At 69.5% G+C, this 20,727-nt stretch carries 18 protein-coding genes, 1 tRNA gene and 1 riboswitch; of the genes, 14 read left to right on the top strand and 5 right to left on the bottom strand.

What is annotated here, in order from left to right; all coding sequences use genetic code 11:
- Positions 1-119 precede the first annotated feature (119 nt).
- The 11 genes from ABZS64_RS02595 (at position 120) to ABZS64_RS02545 (ending at position 12,166) form a co-directional block, all read left to right on the top strand.
- Complete coding sequence (locus tag ABZS64_RS02595) at positions 120-770, top strand: SurA N-terminal domain-containing protein (protein WP_355822299.1); 651 nt, start codon at positions 120-122, stop codon at positions 768-770.
- 19 nt (positions 771-789) lie between these two features.
- Positions 790-1,773 carry a nucleoside triphosphate pyrophosphohydrolase gene (locus ABZS64_RS02590; protein ID WP_355822297.1) on the top strand — a complete coding sequence of 328 codons (984 nt, stop codon included), beginning with the start codon at positions 790-792 and terminating at the stop codon, positions 1,771-1,773.
- Positions 1,770-3,020, top strand: coding sequence for a cytochrome P450 (locus ABZS64_RS02585; protein WP_355822295.1), 1,251 nt, complete (start codon positions 1,770-1,772; stop codon positions 3,018-3,020). Before ABZS64_RS02590 ends, ABZS64_RS02585 begins: the two co-directional genes overlap by 4 nt.
- Positions 3,021-3,132: 112 nt before the next feature.
- On the top strand, positions 3,133-3,984 hold the full coding sequence (locus tag ABZS64_RS02580; RefSeq protein ID WP_355822293.1) for a transglycosylase family protein: 852 nt from the start codon (positions 3,133-3,135) through the stop codon (positions 3,982-3,984).
- Positions 3,985-4,249: 265 nt separating this feature from the next.
- Positions 4,250-4,426: riboswitch (cyclic di-AMP (ydaO/yuaA leader) on the top strand.
- A gap of 3 nt (positions 4,427-4,429) precedes the next feature.
- Entirely contained in the window at positions 4,430-5,086 is a 657-nt protein-coding gene (locus tag ABZS64_RS02575; protein ID WP_355822291.1) for a transglycosylase family protein, read from the top strand.
- Between the two features lie 350 nt (positions 5,087-5,436).
- Positions 5,437-6,723 (top strand): phosphopyruvate hydratase, encoded by a 1,287-nt coding sequence (gene eno / locus ABZS64_RS02570; RefSeq protein ID WP_355822289.1) that lies wholly within the window; start codon positions 5,437-5,439, stop codon positions 6,721-6,723.
- A 79-nt stretch (positions 6,724-6,802) separates the two neighbouring features.
- Positions 6,803-7,276, top strand: coding sequence for a septum formation initiator family protein (locus ABZS64_RS02565; protein ID WP_355822287.1), 474 nt, complete (start codon positions 6,803-6,805; stop codon positions 7,274-7,276).
- Positions 7,277-7,317: 41 nt separating this feature from the next.
- Positions 7,318-7,881: a DUF501 domain-containing protein gene (locus tag ABZS64_RS02560; RefSeq protein ID WP_355822285.1), complete on the top strand. Its 564-nt coding sequence runs from the start codon at positions 7,318-7,320 to the stop codon at positions 7,879-7,881.
- A complete protein-coding gene (locus ABZS64_RS02555; RefSeq protein WP_355822283.1) occupies positions 7,878-8,795 on the top strand; it encodes a Ppx/GppA phosphatase family protein in 918 nt (305 codons plus the stop codon). Before ABZS64_RS02560 ends, ABZS64_RS02555 begins: the two co-directional genes overlap by 4 nt.
- A gap of 333 nt (positions 8,796-9,128) precedes the next feature.
- Positions 9,129-10,508, top strand: a complete 1,380-nt coding sequence (locus ABZS64_RS02550) for an NAD(P)/FAD-dependent oxidoreductase (RefSeq protein ID WP_355822281.1) — start codon at positions 9,129-9,131, stop codon at positions 10,506-10,508.
- A 368-nt stretch (positions 10,509-10,876) separates the two neighbouring features.
- Entirely contained in the window at positions 10,877-12,166 is a 1,290-nt protein-coding gene (locus tag ABZS64_RS02545; protein WP_355822279.1) for a cyclopropane-fatty-acyl-phospholipid synthase family protein, read from the top strand.
- A gap of 57 nt (positions 12,167-12,223) precedes the next feature.
- Here ABZS64_RS02545 and ABZS64_RS02540 read toward each other — a convergent pair whose 3' ends face one another.
- Together ABZS64_RS02540 and ABZS64_RS02535 are read right to left on the bottom strand one after the other, a co-directional pair.
- Positions 12,224-14,773, bottom strand: coding sequence for an ABC transporter permease (locus ABZS64_RS02540; protein ID WP_355822278.1), 2,550 nt, complete (start codon positions 14,771-14,773; stop codon positions 12,224-12,226).
- 56 nt (positions 14,774-14,829) lie between these two features.
- Positions 14,830-15,600 carry an ABC transporter ATP-binding protein gene (locus ABZS64_RS02535; RefSeq protein WP_355822276.1) on the bottom strand — a complete coding sequence of 257 codons (771 nt, stop codon included), beginning with the start codon at positions 15,598-15,600 and terminating at the stop codon, positions 14,830-14,832.
- Between the two features lie 362 nt (positions 15,601-15,962).
- Between ABZS64_RS02535 and ABZS64_RS02530 the strand changes: the two genes are divergently transcribed.
- Both ABZS64_RS02530 and ABZS64_RS02525 read left to right on the top strand, forming a co-directional pair.
- Positions 15,963-16,045, top strand: a tRNA-Leu gene (locus ABZS64_RS02530).
- A 154-nt stretch (positions 16,046-16,199) separates the two neighbouring features.
- A complete protein-coding gene (locus tag ABZS64_RS02525) occupies positions 16,200-17,072 on the top strand; it encodes a Bax inhibitor-1/YccA family protein (protein WP_355822275.1) in 873 nt (290 codons plus the stop codon).
- A gap of 80 nt (positions 17,073-17,152) precedes the next feature.
- Here the strand turns inward: ABZS64_RS02525 and ABZS64_RS02520 are convergent, their stop codons facing one another.
- Positions 17,153-17,383, bottom strand: a complete 231-nt coding sequence (locus tag ABZS64_RS02520) for a DUF4287 domain-containing protein (protein ID WP_355822274.1) — start codon at positions 17,381-17,383, stop codon at positions 17,153-17,155.
- Positions 17,384-17,482: 99 nt separating this feature from the next.
- Between ABZS64_RS02520 and ABZS64_RS02515 the strand changes: the two genes are divergently transcribed.
- On the top strand, positions 17,483-17,809 hold the full coding sequence (locus ABZS64_RS02515) for a hypothetical protein (RefSeq protein ID WP_355822272.1): 327 nt from the start codon (positions 17,483-17,485) through the stop codon (positions 17,807-17,809).
- Positions 17,810-17,919: 110 nt separating this feature from the next.
- Here the strand turns inward: ABZS64_RS02515 and ABZS64_RS02510 are convergent, their stop codons facing one another.
- Positions 17,920-18,738, bottom strand: coding sequence for a hypothetical protein (locus ABZS64_RS02510; RefSeq protein ID WP_355822773.1), 819 nt, complete (start codon positions 18,736-18,738; stop codon positions 17,920-17,922).
- A gap of 232 nt (positions 18,739-18,970) precedes the next feature.
- Positions 18,971-20,191 carry an acetyl-CoA C-acetyltransferase gene (locus tag ABZS64_RS02505; RefSeq protein ID WP_355822270.1) on the bottom strand — a complete coding sequence of 407 codons (1,221 nt, stop codon included), beginning with the start codon at positions 20,189-20,191 and terminating at the stop codon, positions 18,971-18,973.
- Positions 20,192-20,727: the final 536 nt, after the last annotated feature.

The raw sequence follows: 20,727 nt of genomic DNA, 5'->3' as shown, positions 1-20,727 counted from the left end.
CGCATCCGCAGCTGCGGGCGAATCGTTGGTCGAATCAGTGGCCCAGACCCCTGGGACTGCCTACCATCGATCACCGCAGGGTCTTGTGCACCGAAGCACAATCACGCCGGGAGGCTCCTTTGCACCGCCGCCGTCGCACCGCGCTCACCGTCTCCGCCGCGCTTCTGATCGCCGCGCCCCTCCTCGCCGCCTGCGGCAATGATTCTCACCCAGGGGCCGCCGCCGTCGTCGGTGGGGAGCGGATCGAGGTGGCTACCGTTCAGGCGAAGGTGAAGGACGTGCGCGCCGCCCAGCAGCGTTCGCCGCAAGCCGCGCAGCTCATCAAGGACAGCGGTCAGCTCAGCCGGGCCAAGCTGTACGACCTCATCGTCGACGAGGTCGTCCAGCGCGCCGCCGGCGACGCCGGGGTCACGGTCAGCCGCAAGGAGATCCAGGACGCGCGGGCCCAGCTCGTGCTGCAGTCCGGGGGCGAGGAGCAGCTCGCCACCATGTATCTGCAGCAGCGCGGCGTCGCTCCCGACCAGCTCGACGATGTCGTACGCCGCGACATCCTGGTCAGCAAGCTCGCCACGGCCCTCGGCGCGACCAACACCCCCGAGGGCCAGCAGAAGCTGAACCAGGCCTTCACGGCCGCCGCGAAGTCGCTGCACATCGATGTGAACCCCCGCTTCGGCACCTGGGACAACCAGAAGCTGGAGCTCGGCAACTACAAGGCCCCCTGGATCACCCAGGTCACCAAGCAGCCGGAGGCCGTCGAGGCCGGTGCGTAGGGGGAGGTAGGTTCGACGGGTGACCACAGAAGCACCCGTCGCTCCCGGCCGTATCGTCCTGCTCACCGCCAGCCACCGCGTCTCGCCCGGGCTGCTGTCCTGGCCCGCGTGGCAGACGCTGCACGCCGCGGACCAGGTGCTGTGCGCCGACGAGGGACACCCGCAGCTGCCGTATCTGCGCGAGGCGGGCGTCGGGGTCGAGATCACCGCGCCCACCGCCCAGGAGCTGGTCGACGCTTGCGCCGGCGGCCGGACCGTCGTGGTCCTGCCGTCCGGTGAGGGCGACCAGGCCCTGACCGACGGGCTGGCCCGGCTCGCCGGGTCCGGGCGGGTGCAGATGCCGGATCTGGAGCTGCTCCCCGGCTCCTACGACCTGCCCGGCGCCCGCCTGCTCGACCTCGTCCAGGTCATGGACCGGATCAGGCTCGAATGCCCGTGGTCCTCGCAGCAGACCCACAAGGGCCTCGCCAAGTACGGCATCGAGGAGGCGTACGAGCTCGTCGAGGCGATCGAGGACGGCGACCGCGACGAGCTGCGCGAGGAGCTCGGTGACGTACTCCTCCAGGTCGTCTTCCACGCGCGCATCGCGCAGGAAGGCCGCGAGGAGGACGGCGCCGAGCCCTTCTCCATCGACGATGTGGCGGCGACGATCGTCGAGAAGCTGATCCACCGCCACCCCCATGTCTTCGGCGACGAGCGTGCCGAGACTCCGGAGGACGTGAAGGCGCACTGGCTGCGTACGAAGGCGATCGAGAAGCAGCGCGACTCGGTGACGGACGGCGTACCGCTGGGCCAGCCCGGCCTGGCCCTGGCCGCGAAGCTCGCGGGCCGGGTCCGTACCGCCGGCCTCGATGTGCCGCTGCCCGCCGGTGAGGGCATCGGCTACGAACTGCTCGCACTCGCCACCCGCGCGGAGGCCGAGGGCGCCGACCCGGAGGCCGCGCTGCGGGCCGCCGCCCGCGCCTACCGGGACGCGATCCGTGCCGTCGAGAGCCAGGTGTGAGTACGCAGCCCGAACTCTTCACCTGGGAGTTCGCCACCGATCCGTATCCCGCCTACGCCTGGCTGCGCGAGCACGCACCCGTGCACCGCACCCGGCTCCCCAGCGGGGTCGAGGCATGGCTGGTGACGCGGTACGGCGACGCCAAGCAGGCCCTCGCCGACCAGCGGCTGTCGAAGAATCCCGCGCACCATGACGAGCCTGCGCACGCCAAGGGGAAGACGGGCATTCCCGGCGAGCGCAAGGCCGAGCTGATGACGCATCTGCTGAACATCGATCCGCCGGACCACACCCGGCTGCGGCGGCTGGTGTCGAAGGCGTTCACTCCGCGCCGCGTAGCCGAATTCGCTCCGCGCGTACAGGAGTTGACCGACCGGCTCATTGACGGCTTCATTGAGAGAGGGGAGGCGGACCTGATTCACGAGTTCGCCTTCCCGCTGCCCATCTATGCCATCTGCGACATGCTGGGCGTCCCGCGCGAGGACCAGGACGACTTCCGGGACTGGGCCGGGATGATGATCCGGCACGGCGGAGGACCGCGTGGCGGAGTCGCCCGCTCTGTGAAGAAGATGCGCAGCTATCTCGCCGAACTCATCCACCGTAAAAGGGAAGAACCCGGCGACGACCTCATCTCGGGACTCATCAGGGCGTCCGACCACGGCGAGCACCTCACCGAGAACGAGGCAGCGGCGATGGCCTTCATCCTGCTTTTCGCGGGTTTTGAAACCACCGTCAACTTGATCGGTAACGGGGTCTATGCCCTGCTTCGGAATCCCGAACAGCGCGAGCGCCTGCAGCACTCGCTGGCCGCGGGGGAGACCGGGCTCCTGGAGAACGACTTCCTCGCGACGGCGGTCGAGGAACTGCTGCGCTACGACGGGCCAGTTGAGCTCGCGACCTGGCGGTTCGCCACCGAGCCGCTGTCCATCGGCGGGCAGGAGATCGCGGCGGGCGATCCCGTACTCGTCGTACTCGCGGCCGCCGACCGGGATCCCGAGCGCTTCGCCGAGCCGGACACCCTCGATCTCTCCCGGCGGGACAACCAGCATCTCGGGTACGGGCACGGCATCCACTACTGCCTCGGTGCTCCGCTCGCCCGGCTGGAGGGGCAGATCGCGCTCGCCACGCTGCTCAGGAGAATGCCGGACTTGCGGCTTGCGGGCGATCCGGCCGATTTGCGCTGGCGCGGGGGCCTGATTATGCGCGGATTGCGCACTCTGCCCGTTGAGTTCACTGCCCGACAGATCTGACGTGCTGTCAAGTCTGTGACTTTCACGTGATCTGCGCTGCATCGACTTGTGACTTCCGTTCGAATGCGGCTACTTTCACTGCCGTCTCAGCAGTCACGCGAAAGGCAACCGCATGCTTTCCGGCAATGGTCGACACCGCCGACCCCGTCAGGCTCCGGCCATTGTTGTCGCGGCAGGGGTGACGGGATCCGCCATCGCGATCCCCCTTCTCGGGGCCGGAGCGGCATCCGCCGCCGACGCCTCCATGTGGGACCGCGTCGCCGAGTGCGAGAGCGGCGGCGTGTGGAGCACCGACATCGACAACGGGTACTACGGCGGACTCCAGATATCGCAGGAAACCTGGCAGGCCTTCGGTGGTGCGGCGTACGCGCCCACCGCCGACCTCGCCAGCCGCTCGCAGCAGATCGCGGTCGCCGAGAAGATCCTCGACGTTCAGGGCCCCGAGGCGTGGCCCGGCTGCGCGGCGATCGCCGGGCTGAAGAACGACGGCGTCGCCACCGGCGTCGACCCGGGCACTGCGCCCCTGCCCGCGCCGAGCACCCCCGCCGCACCCGCAGAGCCCTCGACCACGCCCTCCACCTCCGCCAAGCCGTCCGCGGACCCGACGGCGACGCCCGACGCGGCGAAGAGCGCGGACGCGGATGCCGACAGCACCGGCGGCAAGCACCGCGGCGAGCCCGCTCCGGAGGAGACCGGGCCGGGCAATACGGACAATTATCGCGAAGCGGGGCGTCACGCCTCACGAGGTGATGGTCCGACACGTGACGAAGCGGACAAGGGTGATGCATCGGACGCCGCGCCGGGCGAGTACACCGTCCTGCCCGGCGACAGCCTCTCCGCGATCGTCGGCAAGGAGAAGCTCACCGGCGGCTGGACCGCGCTCTACGAGAAGAACCGCGAGACCGTCGGCGACGACCCCGACCTCATCCTTCCTGGCCAGAGCCTCGATCTGGGCCTGAAGTAAGGGCAGTTCACACCCGTATGTCCGAGTCTGAGTAAGTGAGACAAGGGTCTCTTTGTCCCAACTGACGCATCTGCCCCGGCGGAATCGCCCATTCCGCCCGTCACCTGCGGAAACGTATATGTCCCACTCGGCAGAATGGGCGATTTCTCCCCGATGTTCGTCTTTGAACATCGGGGAGAGCTGTGTCTACGGTCTGAACCGCTCGCCACCGCGGGCACCACTGACCGCAACGCCGAATCCTGCCGGCGGTCGGGGGGAGTAGTCGTCGCGCAGAGCGCCGAAGGCAGGAGCGGGGGACCCAAGGTAAGCGCCGGCCCAGGCCGTTGAGAGATCGACGGCGGACGACTGGCTTGGGGTGAAGTCGCGTGCAAGGACGTGCGACCGGGCAACTCACTTGGCCCGAACCCGACAGCTCACCTCGTAGGCGTCGGTGAGGAGTAGCTTCATGCTGTTTTCCAGCAAGTCCAAGCACCGCCGCCCGTCCAAGGCCACCCGTATCGTCGCGCTCGCCGGTGTCACCGGTGCCGCCGTCGCCGTGCCGCTGATGGGTGCCACCTCGGCCTCCGCCGCGACCGCCTCCGAGTGGGACCAGGTCGCGCAGTGCGAGGCCGGCGGCAACTGGTCCATCAACACCGGCAACGGCTTCTACGGCGGCCTGCAGTTCTCGGCTTCCACCTGGGCCGCGTACGGCGGCACGGCGTACGCCTCCACGGCCGACCAGGCCTCCAAGGCCCAGCAGATAGCCATCGGCGAGAAGGTCCTTGCGGGCCAGGGCAAGGGTGCCTGGCCGAACTGCGGCGTGAACCTGTCCAACGCTGCGTACGACGGCGGCTCCGCCACCACGCCGAAGGCGCAGCCGGCGGCCAAGCCCGCCCCGAAGCGCGCCGAGGCCCCCACCACGCGCTCCGAGCGCCCCGCCGCCCCGAAGAAGGCCGTGAAGAAGGGCGACGGCGAGTACAAGGTCAAGTCCGGTGACACGCTCGCCAAGATCGCCGAGGCCAAGAAGGTCAAGGGCGGCTGGAAGAAGCTGTTCGACCTGAACAAGGACATCATCAGCGACGCTGACGTCATCTTCCCGGGCCAGCAGCTCCACCTGAGCTGACCCGAGGACCGGAGCCCCAGGACTCCGGTGGACCCGGCGGACCACCGAACCCTGCGGACCCCCGTCCCCCCACAGCCACCCCGGTCCGGAGCGCCTCCCCCCCGTGCGCGCCGGGCCGGGGTTCTGTCTGTGCCCCTCGGCGCGTGACCCCTCAGTGCGTGGCCCCTCGGCTCGTGCCCTCTCCCGTTACCCCCAGGTAGTTCACGCGCTGTTTGTCCCGCGCCGAGACTCTTCATGCCCTTTTTCGTCCCAGCGGGCGGGCATCGGGCGGCCGATGCCGCCGGGCCGGTTAGGCTCATGTCGCAAGGCCAAAGAGACCCTGCACTTCAAGCGTCACATCCCAGAAGGAGATGCTCGTGCCGTCCATCGACGTCGTCGTAGCCCGGGAAATCCTGGACTCCCGAGGCAACCCCACGGTCGAGGTCGAGGTTGGCCTCGACGACGGCAGCACGGGCCGTGCTGCTGTTCCGTCCGGCGCCTCCACCGGTGCGTTCGAGGCTCTTGAGCTCCGCGACGGTGACCAGAACCGCTACCAGGGCAAGGGCGTCGAAAAGGCCGTCCTCGCCGTCATCGAGCAGATCGGCCCGGAGCTCGTCGGCTACGACGCCACCGAGCAGCGCCTGATCGACCAGGCGATGTTCGACCTGGACGCCACCCCGGACAAGTCCTCGCTCGGTGCCAACGCCATCCTTGGTGTCTCGCTCGCCGTGGCGCACGCCGCGTCCGAGGCCTCCGACCTCCCGCTCTTCCGTTACCTGGGCGGCCCGAACGCGCACCTGCTGCCCGTTCCGATGATGAACATCCTGAACGGCGGCTCGCACGCCGACTCCAACGTGGACATCCAGGAGTTCATGATCGCCCCGATCGGCGCGGAGTCCTTCTCCGAGGCCCTGCGCTGGGGCGCCGAGGTCTACCACACGCTGAAGAAGGTGCTGAAGACCAAGGGCCTGTCCACCGGTCTCGGCGACGAGGGCGGCTTCGCGCCGAACCTCGACTCCAACCGCGCCGCGCTGGACCTGATCCTCGAGGCCATCAAGGAAGCCGGTTACGCCCCCGGCAAGGACATCGCGCTCGCGCTCGACGTCGCCGCGTCCGAGTTCTACAAGGACGGCACGTACGAGTTCGAGGGCAAGTCCCGCTCGGCCGCCGAGATGACCGAGTACTACGAGGAGCTCGTCGCCTCCTACCCGCTGGTCTCCATCGAGGACCCGCTGTTCGAGGACGACTGGGCCGGCTGGAAGGTCCTCACCGACAAGCTGGGCACCAAGGTCCAGATCGTCGGCGACGACCTGTTCGTCACCAACCCCGAGCGCCTGGCCCGCGGCATCGACGACGGCGCGGCCAACGCGCTGCTCGTCAAGGTCAACCAGATCGGTTCGCTGACCGAGACCCTGGACGCCGTGGAGCTCGCCCAGCGCAGCGGCTTCAAGTGCATGATGTCCCACCGCTCCGGCGAGACCGAGGACGTCACCATCGCCGACCTGGCCGTCGCCACCAACTGCGGCCAGATCAAGACCGGCGCCCCGGCCCGCTCCGAGCGCGTCGCCAAGTACAACCAGCTGCTGCGTATCGAGGAGATCCTCGACGACGCCGCGGTGTACGCGGGCCGCTCGGCGTTCCCGCGCTTCAAGGGCTGACCAGCCCGTCGTCCGTACGTCCCCGGCCCCGGTCCCGTACCGTGTCCGGGGACGTACGTACGTAATGGGGAGGCGGCACATGGCCGGGAAGGACCGCGATCGGTTCTCCACCGCGACCAGGATTCGGCTGCTCGGTGAGCAGACCGCCGCTCGCGTCTACCGTTCCCAGAGCCGCCGCCAGGCCCGCCGCTCCCGGCTGACCGGACGCGCGGCCTTCCTGGCGCTGGTGGTCTGCTCGCTGGTCGTCGCGCTCGCGTATCCGATGCGCCAGTACGTGTCGCAGCGCGCCGACATCGCCGACGAGCAGCGCCGGACGGCGGACGCGCGGCAGAAGGTGGAACGGCTGCGGGACGAGAAGGCGCGCCTCCAGGACGACAGTTACGTCAAGCGGCTGGCCCGCGAGCATCTGCACCTGGTGCTCCCGGGCGAGATCGGATACACCATGATCGACCCCGAGGCGGCCGAGCGGCGCCGTATGGAAGAGGGGGCGGCCGACCGCCCCTGGTACTCCAACGTCTGGGACGGCGTCGACAACGCCGACCGCCGCCGCTAGCGCGGCAACCGGACGAACCGAACGAGAAGACAGACGCAGGCATGCAGACGCCCCCTCCCACCACCGAACCGACCGAGCCCACCGACGCGGACATCGCCGCGTTCAAGGAGCAGCTCGGACGCCCGCCGCGCGGGCTGCGCGCGATCGCCCACCGCTGCCCGTGCGGACAGCCGGATGTCGTCGAGACCGCGCCCCGGCTGCCCGACGGCACGCCCTTCCCGACGCTGTACTACCTGACCTGCCCGCGGGCCGCGTCGGCGATCGGCACGCTGGAGGCGAACGGCGTGATGAAGGAGATGACCGAGCGCCTCGCCACCGACCCGGAGCTGGCGGCCGCGTACGGCGCGGCGCACCAGGACTACATCGCGCGCCGTGACGCGATCGAGGTGCTGGAGGGCTTCCCGAGCGCGGGCGGCATGCCCTACCGGGTGAAGTGCCTGCACGTGCTGGTCGGGCACTCGCTCGCGGCCGGGCCCGGGGTCAATCCGCTGGGCGACGAGGCGATCGCGCTGCTGCCGGAGTGGTGGCGCAAGGGTCCGTGCGTGACGCCCTGCTCGGTGGAAGCAGAAGAATCGGTGGAAGCAGAAGAAGGGGACAAGACGTGACCCGGGTCGCCGCCATCGACTGCGGTACGAACTCCATCCGGCTGCTGATCGCCGACGTCGACCGGGAGACCGGTGAACTGGTCGACCTGGACCGGCGGATGATCATCGTCCGGCTCGGTCAGGGCGTCGACAGGACCGGCCGGCTCGCGCCCGAGGCGCTGGAGCGTACCTTCGCCGCCTGCCGCGAGTACGCCGCGCTGATCAAGGAGTTCGGTGCCGAGAAGCTGCGCTTCGTGGCCACCTCCGCATCGCGCGACGCGTCGAACCGCGACGACTTCGTACGGGGAGTGCTCGACATCCTGGGCGTGGAGCCCGAGGTGATCACCGGTGACCAGGAGGCGGAGTTCTCCTTCACCGGCGCGACCGGGGGGCTGCCCGGGCACGAGGAGCGGCTGGTGGTGGACATCGGCGGCGGCTCGACGGAGTTCGTGGTCGGCGACGACCATGTGCACGCGGCCCGGTCGGTCGACATCGGCTGCGTACGGCTGACGGAGCGGCACGCGCTGAGCGACCCGGCGACGCCCGAGGAGATCGCGGCCGTCCGCGCGGACATCGAGGCGGCGCTCGACCTGGCGGAGGAGACCGTCCCGCTGCGCGAGACCCGCACGCTGGTCGGTCTGGCCGGTTCGGTGACGACGGTGGCGGGGATCGCGCTCGGTCTGGACGCGTACGAGTCGGAGGCGATCCACCACTCGGTGATCTCCGTCGAGCAGGTCCGCGGGATCACCGAATCGCTGCTGAAGTCCACCCACGACGAGCGCGCGGCGATCCCCGTGATGCACCCCGGACGGGTGGACGTCATCGGTGCCGGAGCGCTCGTACTGCTCACGATCATGGAGCGGATCGGGGCGCGGGAAGTGGTCGTCAGCGAGCACGACATCCTGGACGGGATCGCCTGGTCGATCGCTCGCTGAGGAACTTCGTGAAGTTCTTCACAAGGAAATGGCCCCTGATGGGCCCTGGGAGGGGTCGAAAGGCTCCTCCGGCCCGTCCCATGCGCCTCGACGCGCCGATTCCCGGCAGTGCGGGGCGTGTTGCCGGGGTGTGAAACGAGGGCGGTGGTCCACCCGGGAGTCGCGGCTTAGGGGCCAGCTCACGAGGGGTGAACAACGTTCGCCACTGCACCGTGGTTCCACCGCAGTGCCATGACCTCGAACACGTGGGCCGCGCAGTGTAGCAGAGGTGGGTCCAGTGCTTGTGAAGGGGCTCACGAGCGACCCCTCCAGGGGGGGTGGATACTCGATGGCATGAGCACCACGGAGCGTCCCAGGATCCTCGTTGTAGGCGGTGGGTACGTAGGCCTGTACGCAGCTCGGCGCATTCTGAAGAAGATGCGTTACGCAGAAGCGACCGTCACGGTCGTGGACCCGCGCTCGTACATGACGTACCAGCCCTTCCTCCCCGAAGCTGCCGCCGGCAGCATCTCGCCTCGGCATGTCGTCGTCCCGCTGCGACGCGTGCTGCCCAAGGCTGAGGTGCTCACCGGCCGAGTCACCACCATCGATCAGGACCGCAAGGTCGCGACGATCTCGCCGCTGGTCGGCGAGGCGTACGAGCTGCCCTTCGACTACCTGGTCGTGGCGCTCGGCGCGGTCTCCCGCACCTTCCCGATCCCCGGCCTCGCCGAGCAGGGCATCGGTATGAAGGGCATCGAGGAGGCCATCGGGCTGCGCAACCACGTACTCGAGCAGCTCGACAAGGCCGACTCGACGACGGACGAGGAGGTCCGCCGGAAGGCGCTGACCTTCGTCTTCGTGGGCGGCGGCTTCGCCGGCGCGGAGACCATAGGCGAGGTGGAGGACCTGGCGCGCGACGCGGCCAAGTACTACACCAGCGTCAAGCGCGAGGACATGCGCTTCATCCTGGTGGACGCGGCCGACAAGATCCTTCCCGAGGTGGGCCCGAAGCTGGGCAAGTACGGCAAGGAGCACCTCGAGGGCCGCGGCATCGAGATCTACCTGTCGACCTCGATGGACTCCTGCGTGGACGGCCACGTGGTGCTGAAGAACGGCCTGGAGGCCGACTCCAACACCATCGTGTGGACCGCCGGCGTGAAGCCGAACCCGGCGCTGGCCCGCTACGGCCTGCCGCTCGGCCCGCGCGGCCACGTGGACACGCAGACGACGCTGCAGGTCCAGGGCACCGACTACATCTGGGCCGCGGGCGACAACGCGCAGGTCCCGGACATGGCGGCGCGCAAGGCCGGCGTCGAGAACGCCTGGTGCCCGCCGAACGCCCAGCACGCGCTGCGTCAGGCGAGGGTCCTCGGCGACAACGTCATCTCCGGCATGCGGGGCTTCCCGCAGAAGGAGTACAGCCACGCCAACAAGGGTGCGGTGGCCGGTCTCGGCCTGCACAAGGGCGTCGCGATGATCGTCATGGGCAAGGTGAAGATCAAGCTCAAGGGCCGTCTGGCGTGGTACATGCACCGTGGCTACCACGGCATGGCGATGCCGACGTGGAACCGTAAGATCCGGGTCTTCGCGGACTGGACGCTGGCGATGTTCCTCAAGCGCGAGGTGGTTTCGCTGGGCGCGATGGAGACGCCGCGCGAGGAGTTCTACGAGGCGGCCAAGCCGGCCCCGTCGGCCTCCGCGCCGACGCCGGAGAAGGCGAAGGCCTCCTAACTCCCGGCACCCTCTGTACGAAGGGGCCGCCCGCCATCCGTGGTGCGGGCGGCCCCTTCGCCGTGCCCGGGGCTTTCACACCCGCCCGGCCTCGGCCAGTGGGGGTACGAGGTACCCCCACGCCCCCGTCGGGCGCGGCAGCTTCGCGCCGCAGGCGTGGCCCGGCCGCGCGCATGCGCCGTGCGCGCGGGCGCGGCCCCACCCGGGGGCGCCGGGTAGATGTGGGATGCAGGTAATTTGCTTGGGCATTGCGTATCCACGGGAAGCACGCAGGGTGGTCGGATTGTTCTCAGGAGTGCATCACGCGGCCACATCCGCGGCGTGGTGCAGGAGCATTTCTGGGATCCATCGTCACGGAGGTGTGCGCCATGGGCGACGCCGCGCTGCGGCTGACCACTCTTGCCGAGGAGTTGCTGGGGGCCCCGCTCCCGGTCCGTATCCGGGCCTGGGACGGTAGTGAGTCCGGGCCTCCAGGCGCTCCCGTACTCGTCGTCCGGCACCGTCGCGCCCTGCGCCGGCTGCTGTGGCGGCCCGGTGAGCTCGGGCTCGCCCGGGCGTGGGTGGCCGGGGAGATCGATGTCGAAGGGGATCTGTACGCCGCCCTCGATCTGCTGTCAGGGATCATCTGGGAGCGCGGCGACGACAGCACCAAGGCCGTGCATCCCCTGCGCGACCCCCGTCGGCGCGCCGCCGCCCGCGGCCTGCTGAAGATCGGCGGCGCGCTGCCGCCCCCGCCACCGCCCGCCGAGGAAGTCCGCAGGCGCGCCGGGCCGTTGCACACCAAGCGCCGCGACAAGAAGGCCATCAGCCACCACTACGACGTGGGCAACCCCTTCTACGAGCTCGTCCTCGGGCCGTCCATGGTCTACTCCTGTGCCTACTGGGAGGACGGCGGCTCCCTGGAGGACGCCCAGCGCGCCAAGCTCGACCTCGTCTGCCGCAAGCTCGGCCTCAAGGAGGGTGACCGGCTCCTCGACGTCGGCTGCGGCTGGGGCTCGATGGCCATGCACGCCGCCCGTGAGTACGGCGTCCAGGTCACCGGCGTCACCCTCTCCCGAGAGCAGGCCGCCTACGCCCGTAAGCGCATCGCCGGAGAGGGACTCACCGACCGGATCGAGATCCGCGTTCAGGACTACCGTGACGTCAGGGACGGTCCGTACGACGCCATTTCCTCCATCGGCATGGCCGAACACGTCGGCCAGGTGCGCTACCACGAGTACGCCGAACAGCTCTTCTCGCTCCTCAAACCGGGAGGGCGGCTCCTCAACCACCAGATCGCCCGCCCGCCGGAGAAGAACGAATCCGCCTACCACGTGGACGAGTTCATCGACCGTTACGTCTTCCCCGACGGCGAGCTCGCGCCACTCGGCCGAACCGTCGCCACCCTTGAGGAAGCGGGATTCGAGGTCCGCGACGTCGAGGCCATCCGCGAGCACTACGCCCTGACCCTGCGCCGCTGGGTCGCCAACCTGGAGGCGAACTGGCGCCAGGCCGTGCGCCACAGCTCGCCGGGACGCGCCCGTGTCTGGCGGCTCTACATGGCCGCATGTGCCATCTCCTTCGAGCGCAACAAGATCGGCGTCAACCAGATCCTCGCCGTGAAGACGCCGCAGAGCGGAGCCTCCGGTCTGCCGCTGCGCCCGCGCACCTGGCACTGAGGAAAACGGAAAGGGCCCCGCGACCACCAGGTCGCGGGGCCCTCAACTCCCGTACGGCTACTCGGTCTTGATCGCCGTCAGCATGTTCAGCTTCGCGGCGCTGCGGGCCGGCCACAGCGCGGCCAGCACCCCGACCACCCCGGCCAGCAGCAGGAAGATCCCGATCCGGTCCCACGGCACGACCAGTGCGTAGTTGGGGATGTCCGACTTGAGGGTCTCGCCCAGGGCCCAGGCCAGGAAGGAGCCGAGCCCGATGCCGACCACCGCACCGAAGACCGAGATCACCACCGCCTCCAGGCGGATCATGCGCTTGACCTTGCGGCGGTCCAGGCCGATCGCCCGCAGCATGCCGATCTCCTGCTGACGCTCGAAGACGGACATCGCAAGCGTGTTGATGACGCCGAGCACCGCGATGATCAGGGCCATCGCCAGCAGTCCGTACATGATGTTCAGCATGGTGTTGATCATGCCGCCGAACTTGTTGCGGATGTCCTGCTGGTCCATGACGCTCATCGCCGGGTTGTCGCCGAGCGCGTCCACCAGCGCCTGCTCGTTCGCCCCGGTCGCGCCGCCGTCCGTCTTCACCCAGATCTCGGGGATGAACGGCTTCGCCTCGTAGGGTGCGACGAGCTGCGTCGACACCAGCACCGGCGACAGGAACTCATTGCCCTGGTAGATCGCGCCGACCGTCACGTTCTTGGTCGCCGCCTTGCCGCCGTCGCGGTCGTCACCGAAGTTCACCGGCAGCACGTCGCCGGCCTTCCAGCCATTCGACTTCGCCGTGTCCTCCGCGACCGCGATCTGGCCCTTGCCGAGCGTGGCCAGGGAACCCGAGACAGTCTTCAGGTCGAAGACCTTCTCCACATCGCCGGGCGTGACCGCCGACGCGGACTGCCACTCGCCCTTGACCTCCAGCGAGGTGGCCTGCTGCGGGGAGACCGCGGCGACACCCTTCGCCTTCTCCAGCGCGGTGAGCGCCGACTTGTCGAGGGCACCGCCGCCCGCCATCGTGACCAGATAGTCGGCGCGGATGTTGTCCGTGGTCATCTTGTCGATGGCCTGGCCCAGCGTGACACCGATGACCGTGAGACCGGTGACCAGGGTGAGGCCGATCGCCAGCGCCGAAGCAGTCGCTCCGGTACGGCGCGGATTGCGGAGCGCGTTCTGCCCGGCCAGCTTGCCGGACACCCCGAAGAGGCGGTGCAGCAGCGGCCGCACCAGCGCGATGACCGGACGGGACAGCAGCGGGATCAGCACGATGATGCCGATCAGTGCCAGGAACGCACCGGCGCCGATCATCATCCGGCCCTGGTTCTTGCCGGCCGCCGCACCGGCGAAGATCGCCGCCAGGCCGGCCAGCGTGATGACACTGCCGATGGTGTTGCGTACGACCAGGGACTTGGTCGTCGCGGGCAGATGCGCGCTGCCCATCGCAGCCACCGGCGGGATCTTCGCGGCCCGGCGGGCGGGCAGCCACGCGGCGAGCACGGTGACCAGGACGCCGACCGCGAGTGCGGCGACGATCGCGGTGGGCGAGACGACCAGCGGACCGGCCGGCACCTTCGCACCGAATGAGGTCATCGCCGAGCGCAGCCCGGTCGCCAGCCCGATCCCGAGGACGAAACCGATCGCGGAGGCGAGCGCGCCGACGACCAGCGCCTCCAGCATCACCGAGCGCTTGACCTGCCGGCGCGAGGCACCGACGGCGCGCATCAGCGCCAGCTCCCTGGTGCGCTGGGCGACCAGCATGGTGAAGGTGTTGGCGATCAGGAAGATGCCGACGAAGAGGGCGATGGCCGCGAAGGCGAGGAGCATCGTGTTGAGGTTGGACAGGCCATCCTCGATCTGCCGGGCCTGGTCGTCGGCGAGCTGCTTGCCGGTCTGCGCCGTGGCGTCCTTGGGCAGCAGCGGCGTGACCGCGTCCAGGATCTTCTGGTCGGAGGCCCCGGCCGCGGCGGCGATCGTGACGTCCTTGAAGTAGCCGGGCTGCAGATAGAGCTTCTGCGCGACGGAGGTGTCGAAGAGGACCAGGCTGCCGCCCGCGTTGACCGCGCCGTCCTCGGTGGTGAAGACACCGGAGAGGGTGTACTCCTTCGCCGGCCCGTTGGTGGCGACCCGTACGGTGTCGCCGACCCGGTACTTGCCCTTGGCGGCCGAGTCCTCGTCGAGGGCGATCTGGGAGTCCTGCACCGGCCCCGAACCGTCGGTGAAGGTGTACGCGGAGTCCTTGCCGTCCTTGCCGGGGGCGAAGTTCGCGCCGGTGTTGGACCAGCCGTTGCCGATCAGCTTGCCGTCCTGGTCGGCGACCCCGGCGAAGCCGGAGACCCGCCCGGTGGCACTGGCGACCCCGTCCAGACCCCGGATCTTCTCCAGGGTCTTCGTGTTGATGCCGGGGTCCTTCTTGCCGTCGCTCTGACCGGCGTACGTCGTGACGGCGACCGCGACATTGTCGTAGCTCTTGGCCGACTGCTTGCGGTAGGCGTTGCCGAGGGTGTCGGTGAAGACCAGGGTGCCGGAGACGAAGGCCACGCCGAGCATCACGGCGAGCACGGTCATCAGCAGCCTGGCTTTGTGCGCGAGCACATTGCGCAGGGCGGTACGGAACATGTCTGTGTCAGTCCTGAGGTGAGAGCCGGAGTTCTACGGAGCGGAGCAGCGGCCGTTCAGCTGGTCCGGCCCTTGGCGTCGAAGGCCTTCATCCGGTCGAGGACACCGTCGGCGGTGGGGCTGAGCATCTCGTCGACGATCCGGCCGTCGGCCAGGAAGATCACGCGGTCGGCGTAGGAGGCGGCCACCGGGTCGTGGGTGACCATGACGACGGTCTGCCCCAGCTCCCGTACCGAATTGCGCAGGAAGCCCAGGACCTCGGCGCCCGAGCGCGAGTCCAGGTTTCCGGTCGGCTCGTCACCGAAGATGATCTCCGGCTGGGAGGCGAGGGCGCGGGCGACGGCGACGCGCTGCTGCTGGCCGCCGGAGAGCTCGGTGGGGCGGTGGCTGAGCCGGTCCCTCAGGCCCACCATGCCGATGACCTGCTCCAGCCACTGCTTGTTCGGCTTGCGGCCCGCGATGTCCATCGGAAGCGTGATGTTCTCCAGCGCGCTGAGCGTCGGCAGCAGGTTGAACGCCTGGAAGATGAAGCCGATCTTGTCCCTGCGCAGCTGGGTCAGCTGCTTGTCCTTGAGCGAGCCGAGCTCGGTCTCACCGATCCGCACGGACCCGGAGCTGAAGCTGTCGAGGCCGGCCACGCAGTGCATCAGCGTGGACTTGCCGGAGCCCGACGGCCCCATGATCGCGGTGAACTGCGCCTGCCGGAAGTCGACGGTCACCCGGTCCAGCGCGACCACCTGGGTCTCGCCCTGTCCGTACACCTTGGACAGATCCGTGGCGCGGGCGGCCACTGCGGTGGCGCGGTGAGCGATGGGAGTGGTGGTCACGAGGAGAGCTCCTGTCGAGGTGTGCCGTGGGGACCACCCCATCCTGTCCGCCGCCCGGCGCCGGATCGTCAGTCCCGGTGCCCGTTCCCGGGGGCCACTTGGGTCGGACCGCGGGGTCCGACCGTCCTCCTTTGGGATGACGGTGTCCCTGAGAAGCGATGAGGGGGACGGGCGGCGACTTTCCGTCAATCCGGTGTACGTGAGACGGCGGCCACGGGCCGGGCAGGGCGGGTACGAATACCCCGTTACCTGCACTGACGCACCCTCAGGAGCCAATAAAATAAGACAACATCGGGCCACGGGCTCGCTGGCCGGGCGATCTACCCGGATAGGCTCGGGTGCCAACGCGGACCGCACGCCATGCCCGGATGGTGGAATGCAGACACGGCGAGCTTAAACCTCGCTGCCCCTCGGGGGCGTGCCGGTTCAAGTCCGGCTCCGGGCACTTCTCCGCCCGGTCCGACGGCCCGGGCGGCACTGTTATCGATCTTGATCCCGGTCACGATCGCGGAAAGATCCTCCCCGAGCACTAGGGCGTTCCTTTTGCTTGCCCATTACTCTGGCTCCAAGGCCGCGCACGGTGGCCATGGAGGAGTGAGATGAGGAGCAGTAACCCGGTCTTCTCGCGACGGGGGTTCAGCCGCGACAACGGCTACGCGGGGTTCAACGCGCAGCAGCCGCAGGCCGGGGGCCCCGCCGTAGGAACGACCCCCTACGCACAGGGCGCGGGCAACCCGTACGCCACCAACCCGTACGCTCCGGCGGACACGCAGTACGGCGCCCCGGCGCCCGTGCGTACGAACGCGATGACGATGGACGACGTCGTCTCGCGCACCGCCATCACCCTGGGCACCGTCACCGTCGGCGCGATCCTCGCCTGGGCGGTGCTGCCGGTCTCGTCCACCAGCTACGGGCTCGCCATCGGCGCCGCCCTGGTGGCGTTCGTCCTCGCGATCGTCCAGTCCTTCAAGCGCACGCCGTCGCCCGCGCTGATCATCGGCTACGCCGCGTTCGAGGGCATCTTCCTCGGCGTCATCAGCGAGATGTACAACAGCGTCTGGTCGGGTGCGCCCTTCCAGGCCGTGCTCGGCACCATGGCGGTCAGCGGCGCGACGCTCTTCATGTACAAGGCGCGCTGGATCCGGGTCACCGCCCGGTACGCCCGCATCGGCATGACCATCGCGATCGCCTTCGTCGTCGTCATGGCCGTGAACCTGCTGCTGGTGCTCTTCGGCGTCGCCGGCGACGGCGGTCTGCGCAGCTTCGGCCCGCTCGGCGCCATCGTGGGCATCCTCGCGATCCTGATCGGCTGCTTCTTCCTGACGCTGGACTTCAAGCAGATCGAGGACGGCATCGCCTACGGCGCTCCGCGTGAGGAGTCGTGGCTCGCTGCCTTCGGCATCACGATGTCGCTGGTCTGGATCTACCTGGAGATGCTGCGGCTGGTCGCGATCTTCAGCGGCGACGACTAGTCGTCCTCTGCCTGGTTCGGCCGGGCGTGACGAAGGGCCCGTACGGCGAGAGCCGGGCGGGCCCTTCGGCGTCTCGAGACCTAGAGCAGTTTGCGCGCGGCGCGCCTCAGGTCGTACTCATGGATGATCGCTTTGGCATGTCCGTATGCGAGATTGTGTTCGCTCCGGAGCCAGCTGACCTTCTCCTCGAAGCGGAAGAGGGACGGGCCTTCATCGACCGTGCGAAGCCAGTCGGTAATTTCACGACCGGTGCAATGGGGGATTCGGGAGAGCAGATTTCGATGGGTCTCTTCGGAGAAGACTTGGGACATCGGCGCCTCCGGACGCGTTGCGCGTGTGCTCCTTCACGCCACCGTGCCTGAGGGTTCGCGTATTGGCAACAGTGCGGGGCTGGCGCATAGGGTCGCGGAGTGCTTGATACGACTGAGCTGACGGCCGCCGTGGACCGCTTCGCCGACCGGTTGCGGGCCGCTCCGCAGAGCCGGCTGCAGCGCGGTGCGGCGGCCGAAGGGCTGGCGCTGGCCAGGGAGTTGGCACTGCGTGCACAACGCATCGAAGCGCCCGGGAGCGAGCCGAGGATCATGCCGGACGCGGGCCTGTTTGCGGTTGCGGATCAGCTGCTGGTGGCCGGCCGAGATTTGTCCGAGGCATTGAGAATGGCCCCGTCCGGTTCCATGGCGGAGGTTGACGAGGCCCTGAATCTGGTGCGCGAGGCGGCGGGCCGGGCGGGGCTGTAGCGGGGCCGCTGCTCCGGCAGGGGCGGGTGTGCGCGGGGGCGCTTACGGGCCGCAGCGAGGCGGCCGGGGCCGGGCCCGCGGGGTGGTGCCGCCGCGGGCGCGGGGAAGGGCTACAGCGAGGCGATGACGCGGTCCGCGAGGATGTAGACGCTCTCCTCGCCGCACGCGAACGTCAGGGCGTACGCGCCCGAGACGCCGGAGCCGCCCAGGAGCACGGGGGTGTCGCCCACGCGCAGCGCCTCGGCGAGCCGCTCGGCGGTCTCGCGGTGGCCGGGGGTCATACACAGCGTCGTACCGTCCGCGAAGACGTACACGTCCAGCGTGCCGAGCGGGCCGGGACGTACGTCCGCGAGTTCCGTACGCGTCTCGGCGAGCTCCTCCAGGCGGGCCACCGTGCGCTCGTGGTCGGTGACGACCGGGGTCTGGACTGGGACGAAGTCCGGGTGCGAGGGGTGGCGGCGGCGGGCCGCTGCCAGCTCGGGGGAGTCCTCGGCGAACTCCGTCACCTCGGGCAGGTCCGCCATGTCGTCGAGCGCCTCGACCGCGTCGAAGTCCATCGCCTCGAGGCCCACGAAGTCGGCCTGGCGCGGGACGTAGAACGGGGGCAGCTCGTCGCCCGGCGCAGACAGGCCGCCCAGCAGCGACGGCGCGTCCGCCGCGTCGCGCGACTCCTGCGCGGCCCAGAAGGCGCGCGCCTCGGCCAGCTCGCGCTCGCGCTCCTCGGCGAGCGCCTCGGCGACGGCGGCGCGTATCTCGGCGGCGGGGGTGGGGCGGGCCTGCGGTACGGCGGCGATACGGCCGGTGCCGTGCGCGGTGGCCAGCTCGCTGCGCAGGGCCGTGACCTGCCTGCGGAGCCCGTGGGCTGCGTGCAGGGCAGCGGCGCCCACGGCGGTGGCGGCGGCCGTGGCCAGCAGCAGGGCAATAGACATGGCGCTCACTGACGTACTCCCGGTTTCAATCGATCCCCCGACTTCCTACATCAGCTTGCGGTGAGCCCGCTCCCCCTGTCAGTGCATTACGTCACGAATTGGACAGGACTTTGTGCCCCGTGTTTAACGTGAAAGCGGCTCTGACCTGGGTATATGGCTCTCCCCCAGGAGATAGGTCACATCCTGGGGGAGATTCAGTCACGAGTTGAGTTCCGCGCGGGGCCGAAACGGCTCAGCTGAGGCGCTCGATGACCATCGCCATGCCCTGGCCGCCGCCGACACACATGGTCTCCAGGCCGAACTGCTTGTCGTGGAACTGGAGGCCGTTGATCAGCGTGCCGGTGATCCGCGCGCCGGTCATGCCGAAGGGGTGGCCGACGGCGATGGCGCCACCGTTGACGTTGACCTTCTCCAGGTCCAGGCCGAGGTCCCGGTAGGAGGGGATAACCTGGGCGGCGAAGGCCTCGTTGATCTCGGCCAGGTCGATGTCGCCGGCCGTGAGGCCGGCGCGCTTCAGTGCCTGCTTCGAGGCCTCGACCGGGCCGTAACCCATGATCTCGGGGGAGAGGCCGGAGACGCCGGTGGAGACGATCCGGGCGAGCGGGGTCAGGCCGAGCTCGCGCGCCTTGGTGTCGGACATGATCACGAGGGCGGCGGCGCCGTCGTTGAGCGGGCAGCAGTTGCCGGCGGTGACGAAGCCGTCGGGGCGGAAGACCGGCTTCAGGCCCTGCACGGACTCCAGGGTGACGCCCGCGCGGGGGCCGTCGTCCTTGGAGACGACCGTGCCGTCCGGGGTCGTCACGGGGGTGATCTCGCGCTCCCAGAAGCCGTTCTTGAGGGCTTCCTCGGCGAGGTTCTGCGACCGTACGCCGAACTCGTCCATGTCCTGGCGGGTCACGCCCTTGAGGCGGGCCAGGTTCTCTGCGGTCTGGCCCATCGCGATGTACGCGTCGGGGACGAGGCCGTCCTCGCGGGGGTCGTGCCAGTCGGCGGCGCCGTTCTCGGCGACGGCGGCGGTGCGGGCCTCGGCCTCGGCGAAGCGGGGGTTGTGCGTGTCCGGGAGGCTGTCGGAGTTGCCCTTCACGAAGCGGGACACCATCTCGACACCGGCCGAGATGAAGACGTCGCCCTCGCCGGCCTTGATGGCGTGCAGCGCCATGCGGCTGGTCTGGAGGGAGGAGGAGCAGTAACGGGTGACCGTACAGCCGGGGAGATGGTCCATCCCCATCTGTACGGCGACGATCCGCCCGAGGTTGTGCCCCTGCTCACCGCCGGGCAGACCGCAGCCGAGCATCAGGTCGTCGATGTCTCGGGGGTCGAGCTCGGGGACCTTGGCGAGGGCGGTCTGAATGATGGTGGCGGTCAGGTCGTCGGCGCGCACGTCCTTCAGGGAGCCCTTGAAGGCCCGGCCGATGGGGGAGCGGGCGGCAGAGACGATCACGGCTTCGGGCATCACGGCTCCAGGGGTGTGCGGGGGCGGGTAGGGGGCGCTGTCTGGGAAGTTACCGGTACGTATGGCTGTGGTCACGGGGCGGGGTGTGTGATGCGGGCCTCTTTTCTAAGCGAGCGCTCAGTTGGTGGACGGGGGTTTATCCCCAACCCCGCCCCTTCCCGAAACCGGGGCTCCGCCCCGGACCCCTGGGGGGAAGGGTCTGCGGGGGCTGACGCCTCCACGCCCCGGCACTCCAGCGGCTTCGCCGCGGAAGCACGAAACGCAGGGGCGGCGCCCCAAGTACCCGTGCGCAGTTTCGCGCAGCCGAGGGGGAGGAGACGCGAGGGCTGACGGCCCGCACCCCGGTTCTCCGGCGGCTCCGCCGCGGAGCGAAGGACGCCGGGCTGACGCCTCCACGCCCCGGCACTCCTGCGGCTGCGCCGCGGAGCACGAAACGCAGGGGCGGCGCCCCCGGTACCCGTGCGGCAGCTTCGCGCAGCCCGCGGCGAGAGGGCGTGGCGGTTGACGGCTCCGCACCCCGTGCGGCAGGTTCGCGC

Source organism: Streptomyces sp. NPDC005408, from assembly GCF_040606445.1.
Classification (GTDB): Bacteria; Actinomycetota; Actinomycetes; order Streptomycetales; family Streptomycetaceae; genus Streptomyces.
This window is presented reverse-complemented; position numbering and strand designations above follow the sequence as displayed.

Bases quoted from the DNA above. Each gene is read 5' to 3' on its own strand.
- eno (WP_355822289.1), top strand. From the start codon at position 5,437: ATGCTCGTGCCGTCCATCGACGTCGTCGTAGCCCGGGAAATCCTGGAC.
- ABZS64_RS02510 (WP_355822773.1), bottom strand. From the start codon at position 18,738: ATGTCTATTGCCCTGCTGCTGGCCACGGCCGCCGCCACCGCCGTGGGC.
- ABZS64_RS02505 (WP_355822270.1), bottom strand. From the start codon at position 20,191: ATGCCCGAAGCCGTGATCGTCTCTGCCGCCCGCTCCCCCATCGGCCGG.
- ABZS64_RS02565 (WP_355822287.1), top strand. From the start codon at position 6,803: ATGGCCGGGAAGGACCGCGATCGGTTCTCCACCGCGACCAGGATTCGG.
- ABZS64_RS02560 (WP_355822285.1), top strand. From the start codon at position 7,318: ATGCAGACGCCCCCTCCCACCACCGAACCGACCGAGCCCACCGACGCG.
- ABZS64_RS02540 (WP_355822278.1), bottom strand. From the start codon at position 14,773: ATGTTCCGTACCGCCCTGCGCAATGTGCTCGCGCACAAAGCCAGGCTG.
- ABZS64_RS02550 (WP_355822281.1), top strand. From the start codon at position 9,129: ATGAGCACCACGGAGCGTCCCAGGATCCTCGTTGTAGGCGGTGGGTAC.
- ABZS64_RS02580 (WP_355822293.1), top strand. From the start codon at position 3,133: ATGCTTTCCGGCAATGGTCGACACCGCCGACCCCGTCAGGCTCCGGCC.
- ABZS64_RS02575 (WP_355822291.1), top strand. From the start codon at position 4,430: ATGCTGTTTTCCAGCAAGTCCAAGCACCGCCGCCCGTCCAAGGCCACC.
- ABZS64_RS02520 (WP_355822274.1), bottom strand. From the start codon at position 17,383: ATGTCCCAAGTCTTCTCCGAAGAGACCCATCGAAATCTGCTCTCCCGA.
- ABZS64_RS02525 (WP_355822275.1), top strand. From the start codon at position 16,200: ATGAGGAGCAGTAACCCGGTCTTCTCGCGACGGGGGTTCAGCCGCGAC.
- ABZS64_RS02545 (WP_355822279.1), top strand. From the start codon at position 10,877: ATGGGCGACGCCGCGCTGCGGCTGACCACTCTTGCCGAGGAGTTGCTG.